The organism is Lonsdalea quercina, from assembly GCF_900107885.1.
GTDB lineage: Bacteria > Pseudomonadota > Gammaproteobacteria > Enterobacterales > Enterobacteriaceae > Lonsdalea > Lonsdalea quercina.
In genome coordinates, this window is sequence record NZ_FNQS01000006.1 from 210,134 (window position 1) to 228,483 (window position 18,350).

Genomic DNA, 18,350 nt, shown 5'->3' on the forward strand with positions numbered 1-18,350 from the left:
TTATTCGTCCAATAGGGTTCGATAGAGCGAGATAAGCTGCTGAGAAAGCTTTTGCGGCGACGCATCGATAATGCGCGCGCGCGCCGCGTCGCCCATGCGGCTGCCGGGTGCGGCGACGGGCAGCGCCATCACGGCATCGGTCAGCGCCGGGATATCGAGCGCATCGCAGACGAAACCATTTTCACCGGCCCGGATGAATTCCGATCCGCCGCAGGTCGTGGTCGTGATGACCGGCAGTCCGCAGGCCATCGCTTCCAGAATCACGTTGGGGAAGGGATCGTAGAGCGTCGGCAGCAGCAGGCCGTCAGCCGCATGATAGTAAGGCTGCGGATCTTTCTGCATACCGGTAAACCGGATACGCGATTCGCATCCCAATGAAGCCGCCAGCGCCCGGTATTGACGTTCCGCTTTATCCTGCCCGACGACGATGAGGTAGCGGTTCGTTCCGGCGACAGCCCGGATGGCGGCCGCTAGCCCTTTGCGCTCGAAGCCGGAGCCGACGTAAACCATCACGCAGGCGTCTTGCGGCAGCGTCAGCGCGGTGCGCATCGCCCGGCGCTGCGACTCTTCCGCGGGTAAAAAGCGCGTGCTGTCGATAGCGTTATAAATGACGTGGATCTTATCCGCGCTGAGACCAAACTCTTCGATAATTTCCTGCTTAATCAATTCTGCGTTGCAGATGACCGCTTTCAGCTGCGGCGCCCGATACATATCGCCTTCGGCCTGCATGATGTAGCGATGGAATCGGTTGGAGAACAGTAACGGTTTGCGCCAGGCGGGAAGCAGACGCGCGCGCTGCATGAGCCAGCGACGATGAACGCCGTCGCCCGCGCGATAAATGTCGCATCCTGCGATACGTTCGTGGCTCTGCACCAAATCGAACTGCTCTTTCTGCCACAGGGCGCGGGCAGCGTCGGCGAATCCGCGTTCACGCCCGACTCGGGTCCAGTAGCGGGGATGACACAGGTGCAAATGCCAGTCCGGCTTCTTTTCACCCTGCCACTGACGCGTAATAACGTTCAGCTGTAAATCTTCATCTTCCAGCGCTTCCAGCGCGCGGCTTACAAAGCGTTCGGCGCCGCCGTCCGGCCGATATTTCTGCCGCACGATGGCGAGGCGAAAATGACTCATGATAGTTGTCTCCGTACCGCGGCCGTTACCGCCTCGACGGGGATCAGGTCGAGATAGCGTTGTTGTGTGCCGGTATCGATATCATCCGGATCGGGTAGCGTGCCGTAATCACCGGCCCAGATCACCTCTCCCGGCGCCTGCCAGGGACGCCAGAAGTGCAGTTTGGAAGGACCGAACAGGGCGATGCTGGGCGTTTGCAGGGCGGCTGCCATATGCATGGGGACGGAATCTACGCCCAAAAACAGGCGTGCATGGTCGATAAGCGCCGCCAGCTGGCGCAATGTTAGCTGGCCGGAGAGCGAGACCACGCCGTGGGTCGGGCAGTGGGCGAGAATATCGGATACCATCTTCTGCTCTTTGACATCGGGTCCGGATGTCACGACGATCGTGTGCCCGTCCTGCCTCAGTGCAGAAATCGCCGCCGCCATTTTCTCTTCGCTCCAGCATTTGAAGAGCCAGCGGGAGGTCGGCTGGACGACGATGTAGGGACCGTCAACCTGCTGCTGCCGCAGTTTCTTCTGACACTGCGCCCAGTCTTCAGCGGTATACCCCATCGTGACTTGCGTGCTGACGGAAGGAATGCCCAGTGGTGAGAGGATGGACAGGTTTTGTTCCACGGTATGCTGCTGCCCATGCTGCTCGGAGCTGACTAAATCGCTGTGGCAGTATCGCCAGAGCGGGTGTTGACGTTTCTCAAAGTCGAAACCCAACCGCACCGGCGCGCCGGTCAGTTTCGCTATCAAAGCGCTTCGCCACTGATCGGCCAGGTTAATGACGAGGTCGTAGCGCTGATGACGCAACTGGCCGATCAACTGCCACTCTTTGCTGAGCTGGGTCCGCAGTCCTTGTTTCTTCCATTGGCGATCGATGGCGAAAATGCGATGGATGCGTGGATTGGCTACCAGCATGTCCTGCGTTTCGAGGTACAGCAGCACATCGATTTCGGCATCTGGATAGGTTTGACTCAGGGTGTTGATGACCGGAGTGGTTAACAGCATGTCGCCATGATGGCGAAATTTTATCAGCAGAATATGCCTGACGGCATGGGCTGTGGTGTGATTCATCAGCGACGTTTCTCATTGCAAGCAGAGGGCGATTTTAGATGACATCGCCAAGAGTGGCTACTATTGATCCCCGACGAACTGTGTTCTCCGTTTTTACCTGCGTAGCAACATCTTCAGTTACAATAATGACTTTTCAGGGTGACGGTAGCGGTTTAGGCTGCCCACGTCACCGACGTACTTTACGTCCTAAGATTATCAGGCGCAATTTCCATGTGTAAACCAGCATTTATCATCACGATCGACACGGAAGGAGATAATCTTTGGCAGAATAATGACAAGATTTCGACAAGAAATTCTCATTATTTGCCACGATTTCAGCAGCTCTGTGAAAAATACGGTTTCAAGCCCACCTGGTTGACGAATTACGAGATGGCGCTGGATCCCGCTTATATAGAGTTCGCCAGGGACGTCATCGCCCGAGACCAAGGCGAGGTTGGGATGCACCTACATGCCTGGAACAATCCGCCTGAGTTTGATCTGACCGGGAATGATTGGCGCTATAAACCTTATCTGATCGAATACCCTAAGGCGTTGATGCGACGGAAAATTGAGTACATAACGTCGTTACTCGAAGATACGTTCCAGCGTAAAATCCGCAGCCATCGCGCTGGCCGCTGGGCGTTGAACGAAGAGTACGTTCAGCTGTTGATGGAGTATGGCTATGAGATTGACTGTTCCGTCACGCCGCTGGTGAACTGGCGGTATTCGCAGGGCGACCCGAACGGGCAGGGCGGCACAGACTATAGCCGCTTCCCACACCATGCTTACTTCATGGACCCGAATAATATTGCGCAGCCGGGGAACTCCACATTACTGGAAGTGCCGATGAGCATTCAGTATAAGCACAGTGGGCTACTCAACGCGATGACACGGATATACGATTGCCTGCGCGGAAAACAGCGCAGCGCTTCCGTGAATTGGGTGCGGCCGAAAGGCGGCAACCTGCGTCAGATGGAATCGGTGGTCGAAAAGATGTTGGCCGATGGCAGCGACTACGTGGAGTTCATGCTCCACTCGTCCGAATTTATGCCGGGAGGCAGCCCTACGTTCACTACCGAGCAAGATATCGAAATGCTGTATCGCGACCTAGACGCGTTATTCGCTTCGCTCGCGGAAAAAACAGAGGGCAAAACGTTGTCGGAATTTTATCAGGGAATTAAGGCTGATTAGATGAAGAAAGGCTGGAAATTTAAGCTCGTTGATCTGTTTTTGCGTCTGTACACTCGCGGCAAGGGGCGGCTTCAGCCTTCGCAGCAGCTCGTTACGGAGAGCGCGTTCTCCCATATCGTCATTTATTCCACGACCGCGCTGGGCGATTTGATGTTCAATACGCCGGCGATCCATGCGGTGCGCCAGCGCTTCCCCCAGGCGAAGATCACGCTGGTCGTGCACAAGAAGCTGGAAGCCTTTGTTGAAGACGGGGACGATTGGCAGCATGTCGTATGCTGGAATACCAAAATCAAAACGGTTCCTCAGCTGGTGCGGGACATTCAACAGTTCGGTATGCCCGACTTGGCCATCATTCTGCATTCACACGATCCTTATGATTATCTAAGCGCGGTGATGTCAGGGGCGAAATACGTGTTGCGCGATAACTATGTCGACGGCATTACGCCGATGGATCGCTGGCTGGCGGGATATGTCATCGGATTTCGCGGACATGTTATTCAGCGCAAGCTGGCGCTGGTCTCTATGCTGGGGGCGGACGTCAGCGATATCAGCATGCGCATCCCTTTTGCGGTGGCACCTGTCGACAAAGCGGGGCGCGGCACGGTGATTGGTTTTCAGATGGGAGCCTCAACGTCTGAGCGCTGCTGGCCGGTTGAGTATTTCGCCGCGGTGGCCGAGCATTTTCTTGCCACGGACCCGACCTGCCAGATTGCGCTGACGGGGTGGTCTGGGGATAGTCCGTTGGCCGAGTCGCTGCTGCGGCAGGTCGATCCGGCGCTGCATTCTCGCATCGTTAACCATATCGGTTCGTCCAATCTGAAAGAGCTGGTGGGGCTGATCAACGGTATGGATGTGCTGGTGACCGGGGATACCGGGCCTCTGCATATTGCGATAGCGCTTAAGGTGCCGACGGTGAGTTTGTTTGTGACCGCGGAGCCGCACAGTACCGGACCCTATCAGGATCCTGACCTGCACGATGTGATTTATGGCGCCACCAACAACCTCGCTATCCAGCAAGGTCATGTGATGGAGGCGATTAAGCCGCAGCAGGTGATTGACCGGGTCGCGCATCGTATCGAACGGATAAAGACGCAAGCGGAAGGTATGCTTCGCTGAGGCTGTACCGCTATATCTTTGACGGCCTGTCTGATTGAGCTAGTAAAAACGCCCTTGCCGAAAGGCAGGGGCGTGTTGTTTAGCGGGCCAGAAAACCGAACAGGTATCTGAACCACCACATGGGTTTCCAGAGCGTGTTTTTCTTACGCGCAGGCGGCGTACGGTGGACGTTTTTTACGATTTTCCAGCTGAAGTTTAGAAACATTCTGCTGTGGCCGAACTCATCGCCGTAGGTTTCTATCTCATGTTTCTTTTTATCATCGACGGGCGTATTGGCGGAGAGATCGCGGTCCAGCGTGTGATACGACTTATTGCGGTTCACATTCCTTTCTGAACAAAGGTATTTCTTCGATAAATAACGCTGAATGGATCCGTGATACTTCTGGTATTTCACGAAGCGATAATCTTCCGCTCCGTAGTTGCCCGCAAACTCCTCATCGTAGCCGAAGAAGCGCATGAATCGGGCGCGCGACATAAAGAACAGGTTGGAGTGGCCTTTGTAGATTTTCTGCGGGTTTTCCGGCGAGTTGCGATAGAGCTTGAAGAAGGTGCGTCCCGGATTACGCCTTTCCGTCATGTAGCGCAGCGTATTCTCATGGATGATGTGGTCGAGATCGGTCATGACGATTTTGTCGGACTTGGCATACAGCACGCCGAGGTTCCGTGCGCCGGCCTGGTTCCACGGAATGTTCTCGTTAATCTTGAGCCAGACAAGGTTCAGGTTGAATTCTGGAATCTCATAGCTGACCGGGGAGCCGTCGTCGACGATGACGAACTGGATGACGTCCAGCAGATCGGGGGAGTACTGCTCGTACTCGCGCAACAGCGAGATAACGGACTCGATATCGCTTTGGTTGCAATAAAAGTGGGTGACGTAGCTTAGTTTGATATGTGACTTATCAACCCTGTTAATTTCTAGAATGTTTTCCATGACGGCCTATAAGTAAATAATAATTAAACTAAAGTTATTATATGGTTGAATACACTGTATGCAATAAAAAACGGAATACCATCATGACGTTGATGATATTCCGTGTAACTTCAACCGTTCGCGATTTTCGTGGACGGCACCGGTTTATAGGCAAGAATCCCCAAGAGTAGCCCGCTCAGGAACATATATTCTTCCATATAATGATCTAATAATATTCTGTCTACCATTGACCGGAAGAAAAAACCACTCGAAAGGAGTAATAGCACTACGCCAACGGTTTTGTTTTCTTTAAAGAATGCCCGAATGGATATTTTAAATATCATAAGGTTGTAAATGATCCACAGTAGCATTCCTAGAACGCCGTATTGCAAACCATATTCCAGAAGACCGCTATGACTATGGCTGATATCGATCAGCGGATTGCGATATTTCTCATGCAATCGTTGTAGAAAAGCGGTTTTGCTGGTGCCAATTCCCAACGGATGTTCCACGATAAATTTCGTTGCCTGGTGGACATAGGCGATACGACAGGCGTTAGAATGGCTGACCGGCGTGCCATCTGCGTGCAGCGGAATTACGCGTTCCGGGCTATTGAAAATAAAACAAAAGCTGTTGCTGGGGGCATTCCAACCAATTTCTACATCTTCTACGATGCTTTTCCAGCGAGGATCTTTTTCATAGGAAAACAGGCCGACGCTCATTACCGTACAAACTATAAGCAGCGAGTATAGGCTTAATTTCCCCAAATTAATGGCGTTGATTTTTCTAATAATAAAAATCAGGCTGATGGAAGATATTCCGAAGATCATGCCGACCGTGCCCCACCGGGTATTTGCAAGACCGGTAGCGATGACGTTGAAAATAACTAGCGTGACGACAATCCAGGTATTCAACGTCAGCAGTCGGCGGTTTTCCAATAGGCGCAACAGCAAATCAGAGAAGATGATGATGCTTATCAGGTTGATTTGAAAGCTGAGTTCCAGACGCGATGGGAAGATATAGGTTTCTCCCCACATGATAGCGCCGGACTTAAAGTAAATATAAGCAATCGTCAGAATATGGAGGAAGATCGGCGCCCAAAAGCTCAGAATGATGGCGGTAATCAGTTTTTTATAGCTCAAGTTTGGAAAATTAAACGCAATTATCGAATAAAAGACCAGGCCATAAACAAATAACATCAGCGGCCTCATCCATTGACTGTGCCAGGCCCTTAACGTCTCGTGCAAGTGGTGTGAAAATAAGAGTGAACATGACAACGTTACGACGGTCATTATGCCTAATATCATCAGCACATTTTTTAACTTTGCTGCGTTGAGATTTTGCAAAAAGCGTCGGTCTTTGAAAAAAAGTAACAAGGAAAAGACGAAGGCGCTATAAATAAGTAAATTCCGATGGAAGGGCAAAAGTTTGCTGGGAATAGCCCAAAAAGAGCACAGCAATAACGTTATTACCAGTAAAAATAGCGCAATGGGTTTATGGATCGATATCGACATATTTACCTTCTGGGAAGAATCTCCAGCTCCCTATTCTGTATTTTGTATGCTTCATATCATCAAGGTTAAACATGACATCAAAGTATCCCATTGATGAGATGGAATATTCTTATTTGTCTTTTTGTCGTTAGAATCATGTTTTTTGATCAAGCGGCAAGCGGGAAAAAATATCAGCGCTGGTGATTGAACACATCGTTTTATCTGGGGATACGACGGCGGTCTGATTTTTCCCGTATCCACCGATGAGTCCCGGATCCGTCGGGCCATAGAGCGTAATATTCGGCCGATCGAGCGCCGCCGTCAGGTGACTCAGCCCGGTATCCACCGATACGACGGCCTTTGCGCCGGCCAATACCCTGGACACCTGTTCCAGATTCAGCCGCGGCAGAACGTCCACGTGGGGGAAACCTTTCGCGAGCCGTAGCGCGCGCTGGTGCTCATGATCCGCTCCCCACGGCAGTTTGATGCGTAGGCCGCTCGGTTGCGTCAGCGCGATCAGTTCGCGCCAGTGATCTTCCGGCCAGTGCTTCTCGTCGCGGGTGGTGGCGTGCAGGAAGACCAGATAACGCCCGGCGTCTTCCGGGGGGGAGGTCAGGAATTTGGCTGCAATTGAAAAATCCCCGGCTTCCGTAGGTCGGCGATAGTTCAGGCTGATTGAGAACAGTTCACGAATGCGCTCGACGGCATGCTGCTCGCGCGCCACTCGGTGACGGTATTGATAAAACCAGCTGGCCAGCGGTTCGCGGGCGCTCTTCCAGTCCAGCCCGTGTTTATTACCACGCGCCAGGCGCGTGACCAACAGCGCGCTTTTGATCAGTCCCTGCGCGTCGATGATCGCATCGTAACGTCGGGAACGCAGCATTTGTTTAAACGTAGAACGCTCCTGGCGAACGGCGGGGCTGAACCAGCTTTTGCGCCAGCGGCGAATTGCAACTGGGATGACCCGGTCAACGGCCGGATGCCAGCCAGGGATTTGGGAAAATCCCTCTTCCACCACCCAGTCGAATTGGATGCCGGGCACGGCATGCATCGCGTCGGTTAATGCGGGTAGGGTGTGCAGGACATCTCCCATCGAGGAGGTTTTCACAATCAGCACTCTCATGCCTGTGCTCCTCGCACATTCACATGTTTTTCCAACGCGTTCAGCACCTGTTCCGGATGAATGTCGATCAGGCTCTGATGATACCCCTGTTCCGCATCGCCTTTGCGTACACGATGGTAGCCGCTGATCAAGCGGATCACTTCCGCGTCGTTGGAAAGCGGCGGAGTGAAGTCGGGACTGCTGGGACCGTAGAGGGCGACGAGCGGCCGATTCAGCGCGGCGGCGACGTGCATGAGACCGGAGTCGTTGCTGACCACGGCGCGGCAGGCGGCGAGCAGCACGACCGCCTGATCCAGCGTGGTATTGCCTGCCAGATTGAAGCAATCGGCCTGAGCCTGTGTTGTCAGGGCGTTGCGAATGTCTTCGCCTGCCTGACGGTCGTTGGCTGAACCGAACAGCGCGACCTGATAGCCGCGTTCGATCAGCGCTTGAGCCAGTGCGCCGTAGTGGTAATGCGGCCAGCGTTTGGCCGGACCGAATTCCGCGCCGGGACAGAACCCGATCAGCGGCCGGTCGCCCGGCAGGCTGAACTCGGCGAGTGCCGCTGAGATTTCGGTCTCGGAGACCTGTAACTGCGGCCACGGCAGTGAGGCGGGCAGATCGTCCGCGCTGTTCATCGCCTTCGCGTCATAGCCGAGCGCAACGTATCGTTGCACCATCAGCGGAAAGGCCGCCTTGTCCAGCACGCGAACGTCATTCAGCAATCCATAGCGCATTTCGCCGCGCCAGCCGGTGCGCTGGGGTATCTGCGCGAAAAACGGCACCAACGCGGATTTGAATGAGTTAGGCAGGACGTATGCACGATCGTAGCGCTGAGGCCGAAGTGCGATGCCCAGACGGCGACGCTCAGCCAGCTGGAGCGCGCCGTGGCCCAGCGGCATAGCCAGCGCTTGATTCACTTCCGGCATGCGAGCCAGCAGCGGACGACACCAGGCCGGCGCCATCACGTCGATGACAGCATCCGGGAGTTCGGTCCTAAGCGTGCGATAAAGACTGTGCGACATCATCATGTCGCCAACCCAGGATGGACCGATTACCAGAATTTTCATACCGTTCGATATCCCCTACGGTAACGCAGGATTACGCGTCGCGGTTAAGCCAGGCCATGTAGTCGGCTACGCCTTCAGCGACGGTGTGGAACGGCTTGTCATAACCGGCCGCGCGCAGTTTGGTCAGATCCGCCTGAGTGTAGGACTGATAGCGGCCCTGCAGTTTTTCCGGGAAGGGAATGTACTCAACGCTGCCGGTCTTGTGATACTCGAGCACGGCGTCGGCGACGGCCTGGAACGACTCAGCCCGGCCAGTCCCGCAGTTGAAAATACCGGAGACGCCCTGTTTCCAGAACCACAGGTTCACGGCGGCGACGTCGGCGACATAGACGAAGTCGCGCTTGAAGCTTTCGCTGCCGGAAAACAGCTTCGGATTTTCGCCCTGATGGATTTGCTGATTCAGGTGGAATGCCACGCTGGCCATGCTGCCTTTGTGGCCTTCACGCGGCCCGTAGACGTTGAAATAGCGGAAGCCGCAGACCTGCGAGCCTGCATGCGGCAGGATTTCACGCACGTACTGATCGAACAGGAATTTGGAGTAACCGTAGACATTTAGCGGCTGTTCGAACTGACGCTCTTCCACGAAATCCTTGCTACGTCCGCCATAGGTGGCGGCGGAAGAGGCATACAGGAAGGGGATGCTGCGTTCCAGGCAGTAATGCAGCACCTCTTTGGAGTACTGATAGTTGTTATCCATCATGTACTTGCCGTCCCACTCGGTGGTGGAAGAGCAGGCGCCCTCGTGGAAAATCGCTTCGATGTCACCTAAATCGTCGCCGGCGACGATATTGGCGATGAAATCTTCTTTGTCGATGTAGTCGGCGATATCCAGATCCGCCAGGTTGACGAATTTGGTGCCGTCTTTCAGGTTATCAACTACCAGAATGTCCCGGTAACCCTGGTCATTCAAGGCTTTCACGATATTGCTGCCGATAAAGCCGGCGCCGCCAGTCACGATAATCATGGGAGTTACCCTTGCTAAGCTGTTAGGTGAGGCACCGCGCCTCACGCTATCTATTGGGCGCTATCATAGCATTTCATTTTCCAGCGGACAGCTTGGCATTAGTTTTCGACAGGCGATGTCCCGGTGAAGGGGGCGCCCATCCAGGTTTGCCAACGTTGCTTGAGATAGACGACGGGAACGCTGTTGCCCATGTTCTCGCTAAGCTGGCTAAGCACCTGTGGTTGAGGCATCGGCGGCAGCTGATGTTTAGCGCGGCACTGCTGCGGCGCGCGGAACGCGTTTTTCGATGCGGTGTAAACCGGCACCGTCCGGTAATGCTGCGGTTCCTGAGGCTCGTTCAATAACTGGCTAGGCCGCACCAGCACGATATCGGGCGGCAGCGTGGGCAGCATCTGTTGAAGTACGCGAAGGGTGTTCGGATGCGGATGCCCGATGGCGATGGCGGAACCGTTGCGGCGGGCCAGCTCGACGGCCCGGTTGAATTGTTTGCGAATGTCGTTTTCGTTCTGACTATCGTCCAGAAAAACCCTGCGCTTGACGACTTTGACGCCGGTGCCTTCCGCTGCGCGGCTGGCCTGACTGCTGCCGATTGTCATGCTGTCCAGAAAGTAGAGCGGGTATGCGGTCATGGCCTGCATGACCTTCTGCATTCCCGGCAGACTGGCGGTCATGGCGCTGCCCATGTGATTATTCAGCCCGACGGCATAGGGGACTTTGCTGACTGCCTCGCGCAGAATGCGCTGAATCTCTTCGCTGCTCATGTCCGGACGCAAAGTATCACGCTCCAGCGGCTGCTTACTCATCGGGGCCATGGGCAGATGGATCAGGACTTCGTGGCCCTGCTGGTGGGCCTCCGTCGCCATTTCTCGCGCGTTAGGCGCGTTCGGCAGCACCGCGACGGAAATTGCCGTCGGCATAGCCAGCACCTGTCGTTCATCGTGGAGGCGGTAGCCGAAGTCGTCGATAACGATGGACAGTTTGCCGGCCCAGGCTGGAACAACCAGGCCACACAGGGCGATAGCCGAGATAACGCGAGAAATGAATGGACGCAAAACTACCTTCCTAACCAGGGGAGTGGGTTAACGGCCTGACCTTGACGTCGAATTTCAAAATACAGCGCCGGTTGGCTTTGTCCGCCGCTGGTGCCGACGAGCGCGATAGGTTGTCCTGCCTTGACCTTGTCGCCGACGGATACCAGTGCGCTCTGGTTATATCCATACAGGCTCATGTCGCCTTTACCGTGCTCAACCACGACCATTAGACCGTAGCCTTGCAGCCAGTCGGCCATCAGCACGCTGCCGTCGGCGATAGCCTTGACCTCGGTGCCTTCCGGTGCGCCGATCACGAGTCCTTTCCAGCGAAGTTCGCCCTGCAATGGCTCGCCGTAACGGTGCAGGGTTTGGCCGCGAATCGGCCAGAAGGCCTGTCCATCCGGTCTTCCCAGTCCGCCGGTGCGCGCCATCAAAGAACGTTCGCTGTCGGTGGGGGTATAGCGGGTGCCGCTGCGTTTGGCCTTGTCTTCTTTCTCTCTGACGCGCGCAGCCTCCCGGGCTTCTCGCTCGGCGCGCGCGCGCGCTTCCCGTTCTGCGCGGGCGATTTTGTCGCGCAGGCGCGCTTCGTTCTGGCGTAGTTCAGTCAGTTGCTGTTGGTCTTTTTCCAGCGTGCTTTCCAGCGTGCTCAGCGTTTTCTGGCGTTCGCCCTGGGCCTGTTCGAGAGTTTTCTGCTGCTGCTGTTGTTCGCTGAGCAAACTTTGCTGACGCGCCAGCCGGTCTCCCAGCGCCTGTTTTTGCTGTGCAAGGTCGGTGCGCGTTTGCTGCAGATGGGCGATAGATTCCTGACGGGCCTGATTTAGATAGCCGAAATACGCCAGAATACGTTCGCGACGCTGGCTTTCCTCGCCGCTCAGAATGAGTTGAATCCCGCTGTGCTGACCCTGACGGAAGGCGGCATCCAGCTGTTGTGAGAGCAGTTGCTCCTGCGCTTTCTGTCGCGACTGCAGTTTGGTGATGGAGGCGTTGAGCGCCTTGATTTCCTGCGCGAGACTCTCCAACGTGCCGCGCGTTTCCCGCAGTTGGCGGCTGGATTGTGAAATCGACTGTTCCTGCCGTTTCAACTGCTCCAGCAGCGCGCTGCGCCGCTGTTGCTGCTCTCGCACGCTCTTTTCTTTAGCCGCAATATTCTGCTGCAAAGATTTGAGCTGTTGCTGGCTGTCGTCGGCCGCGCTGCAAAACGGCAATAGCAAAGCGCCAATGCATAATGCACTGGCGCAGCGAAGTCGCCGACGTTGGCGGCCTGTTGTCCGTAACGGTACAGAAAACGCGCTTTTATTCATGATGATGGATTATTCCACGATGCACAGCCGCTGACCAGTTGTCTCACTCAGGGTTTCTATTACTAACTGTGTGCGAGAGGCGTCGGCGCAGGCTGCAATGACATCAATAATAGATAAGTAGAAGGCTCTCCGCATAAAATGATCGTTCGCGGCGCTTTATGGCGGGTTTTTATGTAGCTACGCGCAGATTCGCTCGGCGATATTGGCTTTCAGGCTGTATTTGCCCTATCGCGCAGGTATACTCAAACACCTCAATATTGATTGCTTAACTGATTCCGGAGTCGTTACACCTCATGCAAGACATTATGCAAGAGATTATGCCATTCGTTAGCAGACACCCGATCCTCAGCCTGGCCTGGGTTGTGTTGCTTGTTATGGTCATTGTGCTTACGTTTAAAAGTAAGTTTTCGAAGGTGAAGGAGGTTGCTCGTACAGAAGCAATCCGACTCATCAATAAAGAAGATGCGGTCGTTGTGGATTTGCGTACGCGCGAAGAGTATCGCCGTGGACACATCGCCAGTTCCATCAACCTGTTACCTAACGATATTAAAAACGGTAGCCTGGGCGAACTGGAAAAACACAAGGCTCAGCCTGTCATCGTGGTTTGCGCTAACGGGATGTCTTCTCGTCAGCCGGCGGAGCAGCTCTTCAATGCGGGCTTTACCCACGTCGTGATCCTGAAAGAGGGTCTTACGGGTTGGAGCGGCGAGAACCTTCCACTGGTCCGCGGCAAGTAACCCGGACGGCCGTTCGTCGCGCCTGCGGCAATGATTGACCGGGCGCGGGCCCTTAGCGATGGCGTTGACTTTCCGCAGACAGGGAAGCGCGTCAAGGAAATCTAACAAAAGGTATTTTTAACTATGTCCGAACACAACAACGTCGAAACTTCATTCCAAATCCAACGTATCTACACTAAAGATATTTCTTTCGAAGCGCCGAAGGCACCGCAGGTGTTTCAGCAGGAGTGGAGCCCAGAGGTCAAACTGGATCTGGATACGGCGTCAAGCCAGCTGGCCGATGACGTCTATGAAGTGGTACTGCGTGTCACGGTGACTGCGCTGCTGGGTGAAGAAACGGCGTTCCTGTGTGAAGTTCAGCAGGCGGGTATTTTCACCGTTTCCGGTCTTGAAGGTCCGCAGCTGGCTCATTGCCTGGGCGCTTACTGCCCGAACGTACTATTCCCGTATGCGCGCGAATGCATCACCAGCCTGGTTTCCCGCGGTACTTTCCCGCAGTTGAACCTAGCACCGGTCAACTTTGATGCTCTGTTCATGAACTACCTGGAACAGCAAGCTTCCGAAGAAGGCGCCGCCGCGCCGCAGCTGGATGCCTGATGAACATGCCTGATGCTTCCATGACCGTTATCGGCGCCGGCTCCTACGGCACCGCACTGGCGATCACACTGGCGCGCAACGGCCATGACGTGGTGCTCTGGGGTCATGATCCTGTCCACGTGCAGGCGTTGCAGGATGCCCGGTGCAACCAAGCGTTTCTGCCGGATGTGCCTTTTCCGGATACGTTGCTGCTGGAGAGCGATCTGACGCGTGCCGTGGCCGCCAGCCGAAATATTCTGGTGGTGGTGCCGAGCCATGTCTTTGGCGACGTCTTGCGCCAGATCAAGCCGCATCTGCGCGCGGATGCGCGCATCGTTTGGGCGACCAAGGGGCTGGAAGCTGAAACGGGGCGTCTCTTACAGGACGTGGCGCGAGAAGCGTTGGGCGACGCAATACCTTTGGCGGTGCTGTCGGGGCCGACATTCGCCAAAGAGCTGGCTGCCGGCCTGCCTACCGCTATCGCGCTGGCGTCGACGGACAGCCAGTTTGCCGATGACCTGCAGGAACTGCTGCACTGCGGCAAGAGCTTCCGGGTTTATCGAAATCCGGATTTTATCGGCGTGCAGCTGGGCGGTGCGGTTAAAAACGTTATCGCCATTGGCGCGGGCATGTCTGATGGGATGGGCTTCGGCGCGAATGCCCGTACGGCATTGATTACCCGCGGCCTGACGGAAATGACTCGCCTTGGCGTTGCGCTGGGGGCGGACCCTTCGACGTTTATGGGGATGGCCGGATTGGGCGATTTGGTTCTGACCTGTACCGACGATCAGTCGCGTAACCGACGTTTTGGCATGATGCTGGGGCAGGGGATGAGCGTCGATGCGGCCCGTGACCAGATTGGTCAGGTCGTGGAAGGTTACCGTAACACAAAAGAAGTCATGGCCCTTTCCAAGCGTCTTAACGTCGAGATGCCGATTACCGAACAGTTGTGGCAGGTGCTTTACTGCGGCAAAGATGCACGAGAAGCCGCGCTGAGCCTGCTGGGCCGGTCGCGTAAGGACGAGAGCGCCAGCTAATCCCTTTTCAAGGATAACGGGTATTCGCCGACTGATGGCGCCTATCGCGTTTTGTCCTGCAGAGAGAAGACATGACTTTAGTACGCGATGGACTTCGGAGGACGGTTGCAATGTCTAATGATGAATTAGAGCTGGTCTGGAAAAACATCAAAGATGAGGCGCGAAGTCTGGCCGAGGGCGAACCCATGCTGGCCAGCTTTTTTCATGCGACGTTACTGAAACATGAGAATCTGAGCAGCGCGATGAGCTACATGCTGGCCAACAAGCTGGCCAGCTCCACCATGCCCGCCATTGCCATTCGTGAAGTGCTGGAAGAGGCCTACGGGGCCGATCCTCAGATGATTGTCTCCGCCGCGCGCGATATTCAAGCCGTCTGCCTGCGCGATCCCGCGGTGGATAAGTATTCTACGCCTTTACTCTACCTGAAAGGGTTTCACGCGTTGCAAGCCTATCGCATCGGTCATTGGCTCTGGTTACAGGATCGCCGGGCGCTGGCGGCCTACTTTCAAAATCAGATTTCAGTGTCCTTTGGGGTGGATATCCATCCTGCGGCGAGCATCGGCTGCGGCATCATGCTGGACCATGCGACGGGGATCGTCATCGGCGAGACCGCTATCGTGGAAAACGATGTGTCGATTCTTCAGTCGGTCACGCTGGGCGGAACCGGTAAAACGTCCGGCGATCGCCATCCCAAAATTCGTGAAGGGGTGATGATCGGCGCTGGCGCCAAAATTTTAGGAAACATTGAGGTGGGACGTGGAGCCAAAATCGGCGCCGGCTCCGTGGTGCTGCAACCGGTTCCTCCTCATACCACCGCCGCCGGTGTGCCGGCGCGTATCGTGGGTCGACCTGAAACAGATAAACCTTCCATGGATATGGATCAGTATTTCAACGGCGCTCGCGGTTTTGAATACGGAGACGGCATTTGAGCGCCGTCGATCTTGATGCTCTCAAGCGCTCTGGAATGAGGCCGCACTCTCGGGCGAAACGCTTTGCGTCGCCTGTCCTCGTGGTGTGATCTTCCTGAAGAGCAACGCGATTTTTTTGCCTGAGACCACACATGTTATTTCTATCTTTCCCCATCGCCGCACCCTCTGAAAAGACACCGCCTTGACAGCGGCTGTGCGGATTTTATGAGTAATTGAGAACTGGATATGTTGTTGAAATTAGCTGTACCTTCTCGGTGTTTACCCCTTTTGACCGTACTCTCGGCCCCGGTGATGGCTGAAGATATGGCTTCCAAAAACGCTTCCATAAATGCGGAAGAGCAGGAAACGACGGCGTCGGAGGCGGGGTTTTGGCAACGGGCCAAAACCAATCTGTCCACGACCTGGAGCGCGCCGCAGTCTTACGATCTCTACGTACCGACAATCACCTGGCATAACCGCTGGACCTACGACAAGGAAAAGACCGATCGCTACAATGAGCGTCCATGGGGCGCGGGCTTCGGCGTGACGCGGTTTGATCAGGACGGCGACTGGCATGGCCTGTATCTGATGGCGTTCAAGGACTCATTTAACAAGTGGGAGCCGATTGGAGGCTACGGCTATGAAAAACGCTGGCAGCCGACGGTCAATGGCGATTTCCATCTGGGGCTGGGCTTCACGGCGGGCGTAACCATGCGGGATAACTGGAACTACATCCCGATTCCGGTGCTCCTGCCGCTGGCCTCGATCAACTATCAGCGTTTGTCTTTCCAGGCAACCTACATTCCTGGAACATACAACAACGGCAACGTCTTCTTCGCCTGGCTGCGCTGGCAATTCTAAGTTGTTAACGTGAAATGCGGCTGACAATCGCGCTTTATTTGTTCGGTTGTCAACCGCATTGGTGAAAAATCCCGCGTAGAACTCATTTACAATAGTGGTTCCTGTTGAGCGCTATTTGAGTGAGTCACCCCGTGCTATTACTGATCGTTACGACTATCCTATGGGCCTTTTCCTTCAGCCTGATTGGCGAATACCTGGCGGGTCACGTCGACAGCTGGTTCTCGGTGCTGGTGCGCGTCGGGCTAGCCGCCCTCATCTTTCTGCCTTTCCTGCGCTGGCGGGGCTATGCGCCGCGGGCGCTGCTGCTTTATCTGCTGGTGGGCGCCTGTCAACTGGGCATCATGTACCTGTTCGCTTTCCAGGCCTATCTCTATCTCACCGTGCCGGAGTTCCTGCTGTTTACCGTCATGACGCCGCTATATGTGACGTTGATTTACGATCTGCTAAAACGGGAACCCTTGCGTTGGGGCTACGCGCTCAGTGCGCTGCTGGCCGTGGCGGGCGCGGCGGTGATTCGTTACGACGGCATCAGCGGACAGTTCTGGTGGGGCTTGTTGTTGGTGCAGGCGGCCAATATCTTCTTTGCCATCGGACAGGTTGGCTACAAGCGGCTGATGGAGGTCTACCCCATGCCGCAGCACAGCGCATTCTCCTGGTTTTATCTGGGGGCGCTGGGCGTTTCGGTGGCGGCCTGGCTGCTGTTCGGCGACGCGCATAAGTTGCCGACCACTTCTGTGCAGTGGGGCGTACTGGTATGGCTGGGAATTGGGGCGTCCGGCATCGGTTATTTCATGTGGAACTATGGCGCGACGCAGGTGGATGCCGGAACGTTGGGAATTATGAACAACTTTCACGTTCCGGCAGGCCTGTTGGTCAATTTCGCGATTTGGCAGGAACGACCGCATTGGCCGAGCTTTATCGTCGGCTCGGCCGTTATTCTATCGTCGTTGTGGGTACATCAGCGCTGGGTTGCGAAGCGTCCCGCACGAACGGCAGATGCGAACAGGCGTGCTGACGCGCCGAACGAATAAAAGCGTCAATCACCGGCTGACGCTGCTCGCCATCGCGCACTGCGGCGTACAGCCGGCTCCACAATCCTTTCCCCAGCGTTTTAGTGACGACCAGTCCCTGACGTTCGAAACTCTCCACCACCCAGTGCGGCAGCGCGGCGATCCCCATGTGGGCCGCCACCATTTGGATCAGCAGCAGCGTATTGTCCACGCTCTTCAGCGCCGGGCTGACGCCCGCTGGTTGCAGGAAGTGGCGCCAGATATCCAGGCGCTGGCGCTGCACGGGGTAAATCATCAGCGTTTCCTCACTGAGATCTTCCGGGTCGATCTGTTCTTTGGCCGCCAGCGGATGGTCGGGGGACAGCACCAGTCGGACTTCGAAGTCGAACATCGGCGAGTAGTGCAGACCGCTACGCGGCAAAATATCTGAAGTCATCACCAAATCCAGCGTTCCTTGCTGCAAAGCCGGCTGCGGGTCGAACGTGACGCCGGACTTGAAGTCCATGGCGACCTGCGGCCAGCTCTGATGAAAATTTTCCAGCGCTGGCGTCAGCCACTGAATGCAGCTGTGGCATTCAATGGCCAGACGCAGCGTGGCCTGGTGAGGTTCGTGGCAGGCCTGCAGCGCCTGTTGGATCTGCGGCAGCACCTGCTCCGCCAACTGCAGCAAAATATCTCCTTGTGGAGTGAATCGTAGCGGTTGGCTCTTACGGACGAATAGCCGGAATCCCAAACGTTGCTCCAGATCGCTAAATTGATGCGATAGCGCGGATTGCGTTTGATGGAGCTGTGCGGCGGCGGCGGCTAACGATCCTGTATTGCGCAGCGCCAGCAGCGTCCGTAAGTGTTTTAGTTCGATCATGAGAGTC

General features: G+C 55.5%; 18 protein-coding genes. 8 read left to right on the forward strand and 10 right to left on the reverse strand.

The window, feature by feature from the left end; translation table 11 throughout:
- Complete coding sequence (locus BLU64_RS10450; RefSeq protein ID WP_074728624.1) at positions 1 to 1,131, reverse strand: glycosyltransferase family 4 protein; 1,131 nt, start codon at positions 1,129 to 1,131, stop codon at positions 1 to 3.
- Complete coding sequence (rfaQ, locus tag BLU64_RS10455; RefSeq protein WP_394296488.1) at positions 1,128 to 2,198, reverse strand: putative lipopolysaccharide heptosyltransferase III; 1,071 nt, start codon at positions 2,196 to 2,198, stop codon at positions 1,128 to 1,130. The genes BLU64_RS10450 and rfaQ overlap by 4 nt, the downstream gene beginning before the upstream one ends.
- Positions 2,199 to 2,405: 207 nt before the next feature.
- On the opposite strand from rfaQ, the gene BLU64_RS10460 reads away from it, so the two are divergent.
- Positions 2,406 to 3,365 (forward strand): polysaccharide deacetylase family protein, encoded by a 960-nt coding sequence (locus BLU64_RS10460; protein ID WP_026743919.1) that lies wholly within the window; start codon positions 2,406 to 2,408, stop codon positions 3,363 to 3,365.
- The gene (locus BLU64_RS10465; RefSeq protein WP_026743920.1) at positions 3,366 to 4,481 is read left to right on the forward strand and encodes a glycosyltransferase family 9 protein; all 1,116 of its coding nucleotides are present in this window, start codon (positions 3,366 to 3,368) and stop codon (positions 4,479 to 4,481) included.
- A 79-nt stretch (positions 4,482 to 4,560) separates the two neighbouring features.
- Here the strand turns inward: BLU64_RS10465 and BLU64_RS10470 are convergent, their stop codons facing one another.
- The 7 genes from BLU64_RS10470 to envC all read right to left on the reverse strand — a co-directional run bounded on the left by BLU64_RS10470 (position 4,561) and on the right by envC (position 12,352).
- Positions 4,561 to 5,412 (reverse strand): glycosyltransferase family A protein, encoded by an 852-nt coding sequence (locus tag BLU64_RS10470; protein ID WP_026743921.1) that lies wholly within the window; start codon positions 5,410 to 5,412, stop codon positions 4,561 to 4,563.
- 110 nt (positions 5,413 to 5,522) lie between these two features.
- Positions 5,523 to 6,905, reverse strand: a complete 1,383-nt coding sequence (locus tag BLU64_RS10475) for an O-antigen ligase family protein (RefSeq protein WP_074728626.1) — start codon at positions 6,903 to 6,905, stop codon at positions 5,523 to 5,525.
- Between the two features lie 133 nt (positions 6,906 to 7,038).
- A complete protein-coding gene (gene rfaC / locus BLU64_RS10480) occupies positions 7,039 to 8,007 on the reverse strand; it encodes a lipopolysaccharide heptosyltransferase RfaC (RefSeq protein ID WP_026743923.1) in 969 nt (322 codons plus the stop codon).
- Positions 8,004 to 9,056, reverse strand: coding sequence for an ADP-heptose--LPS heptosyltransferase RfaF (rfaF, locus tag BLU64_RS10485; protein ID WP_026743924.1), 1,053 nt, complete (start codon positions 9,054 to 9,056; stop codon positions 8,004 to 8,006). Before rfaF ends, rfaC begins: the two co-directional genes overlap by 4 nt.
- A gap of 31 nt (positions 9,057 to 9,087) precedes the next feature.
- The gene (gene rfaD / locus BLU64_RS10490; protein ID WP_026743925.1) at positions 9,088 to 10,020 is read right to left on the reverse strand and encodes an ADP-glyceromanno-heptose 6-epimerase; all 933 of its coding nucleotides are present in this window, start codon (positions 10,018 to 10,020) and stop codon (positions 9,088 to 9,090) included.
- Between the two features lie 98 nt (positions 10,021 to 10,118).
- Positions 10,119 to 11,072, reverse strand: coding sequence for a divergent polysaccharide deacetylase family protein (locus BLU64_RS10495; protein ID WP_074728628.1), 954 nt, complete (start codon positions 11,070 to 11,072; stop codon positions 10,119 to 10,121).
- Between the two features lie 2 nt (positions 11,073 to 11,074).
- A complete protein-coding gene (gene envC, locus BLU64_RS10500; RefSeq protein WP_026743927.1) occupies positions 11,075 to 12,352 on the reverse strand; it encodes a murein hydrolase activator EnvC in 1,278 nt (425 codons plus the stop codon).
- A 302-nt stretch (positions 12,353 to 12,654) separates the two neighbouring features.
- Here envC and BLU64_RS10505 point away from each other — a divergent pair, with 302 nt between their 5' ends.
- From BLU64_RS10505 to BLU64_RS10530, 6 genes are all read left to right on the forward strand, one after another.
- Positions 12,655 to 13,089 carry a rhodanese-like domain-containing protein gene (locus tag BLU64_RS10505; protein WP_026743928.1) on the forward strand — a complete coding sequence of 145 codons (435 nt, stop codon included), beginning with the start codon at positions 12,655 to 12,657 and terminating at the stop codon, positions 13,087 to 13,089.
- Positions 13,090 to 13,212: 123 nt separating this feature from the next.
- Positions 13,213 to 13,686: a protein-export chaperone SecB gene (gene secB / locus BLU64_RS10510; RefSeq protein WP_026738436.1), complete on the forward strand. Its 474-nt coding sequence runs from the start codon at positions 13,213 to 13,215 to the stop codon at positions 13,684 to 13,686.
- The gene (gene gpsA / locus BLU64_RS10515; RefSeq protein ID WP_074728630.1) at positions 13,686 to 14,702 is read left to right on the forward strand and encodes an NAD(P)H-dependent glycerol-3-phosphate dehydrogenase; all 1,017 of its coding nucleotides are present in this window, start codon (positions 13,686 to 13,688) and stop codon (positions 14,700 to 14,702) included. The genes secB and gpsA overlap by 1 nt, the downstream gene beginning before the upstream one ends.
- Positions 14,703 to 14,812: 110 nt before the next feature.
- Positions 14,813 to 15,631 (forward strand): serine O-acetyltransferase, encoded by an 819-nt coding sequence (cysE, locus tag BLU64_RS10520; RefSeq protein WP_074728632.1) that lies wholly within the window; start codon positions 14,813 to 14,815, stop codon positions 15,629 to 15,631.
- A gap of 303 nt (positions 15,632 to 15,934) precedes the next feature.
- On the forward strand, positions 15,935 to 16,471 hold the full coding sequence (pagP, locus tag BLU64_RS10525) for a lipid IV(A) palmitoyltransferase PagP (RefSeq protein ID WP_235195125.1): 537 nt from the start codon (positions 15,935 to 15,937) through the stop codon (positions 16,469 to 16,471).
- Positions 16,472 to 16,602: 131 nt separating this feature from the next.
- On the forward strand, positions 16,603 to 17,502 hold the full coding sequence (locus BLU64_RS10530) for a carboxylate/amino acid/amine transporter (protein WP_074728634.1): 900 nt from the start codon (positions 16,603 to 16,605) through the stop codon (positions 17,500 to 17,502).
- Here BLU64_RS10530 and metR read toward each other — a convergent pair.
- Positions 17,405 to 18,343 (reverse strand): HTH-type transcriptional regulator MetR, encoded by a 939-nt coding sequence (metR, locus tag BLU64_RS10535; RefSeq protein ID WP_074728636.1) that lies wholly within the window; start codon positions 18,341 to 18,343, stop codon positions 17,405 to 17,407. The genes BLU64_RS10530 and metR overlap by 98 nt on opposite strands.
- Positions 18,344 to 18,350 lie beyond the last annotated feature (7 nt).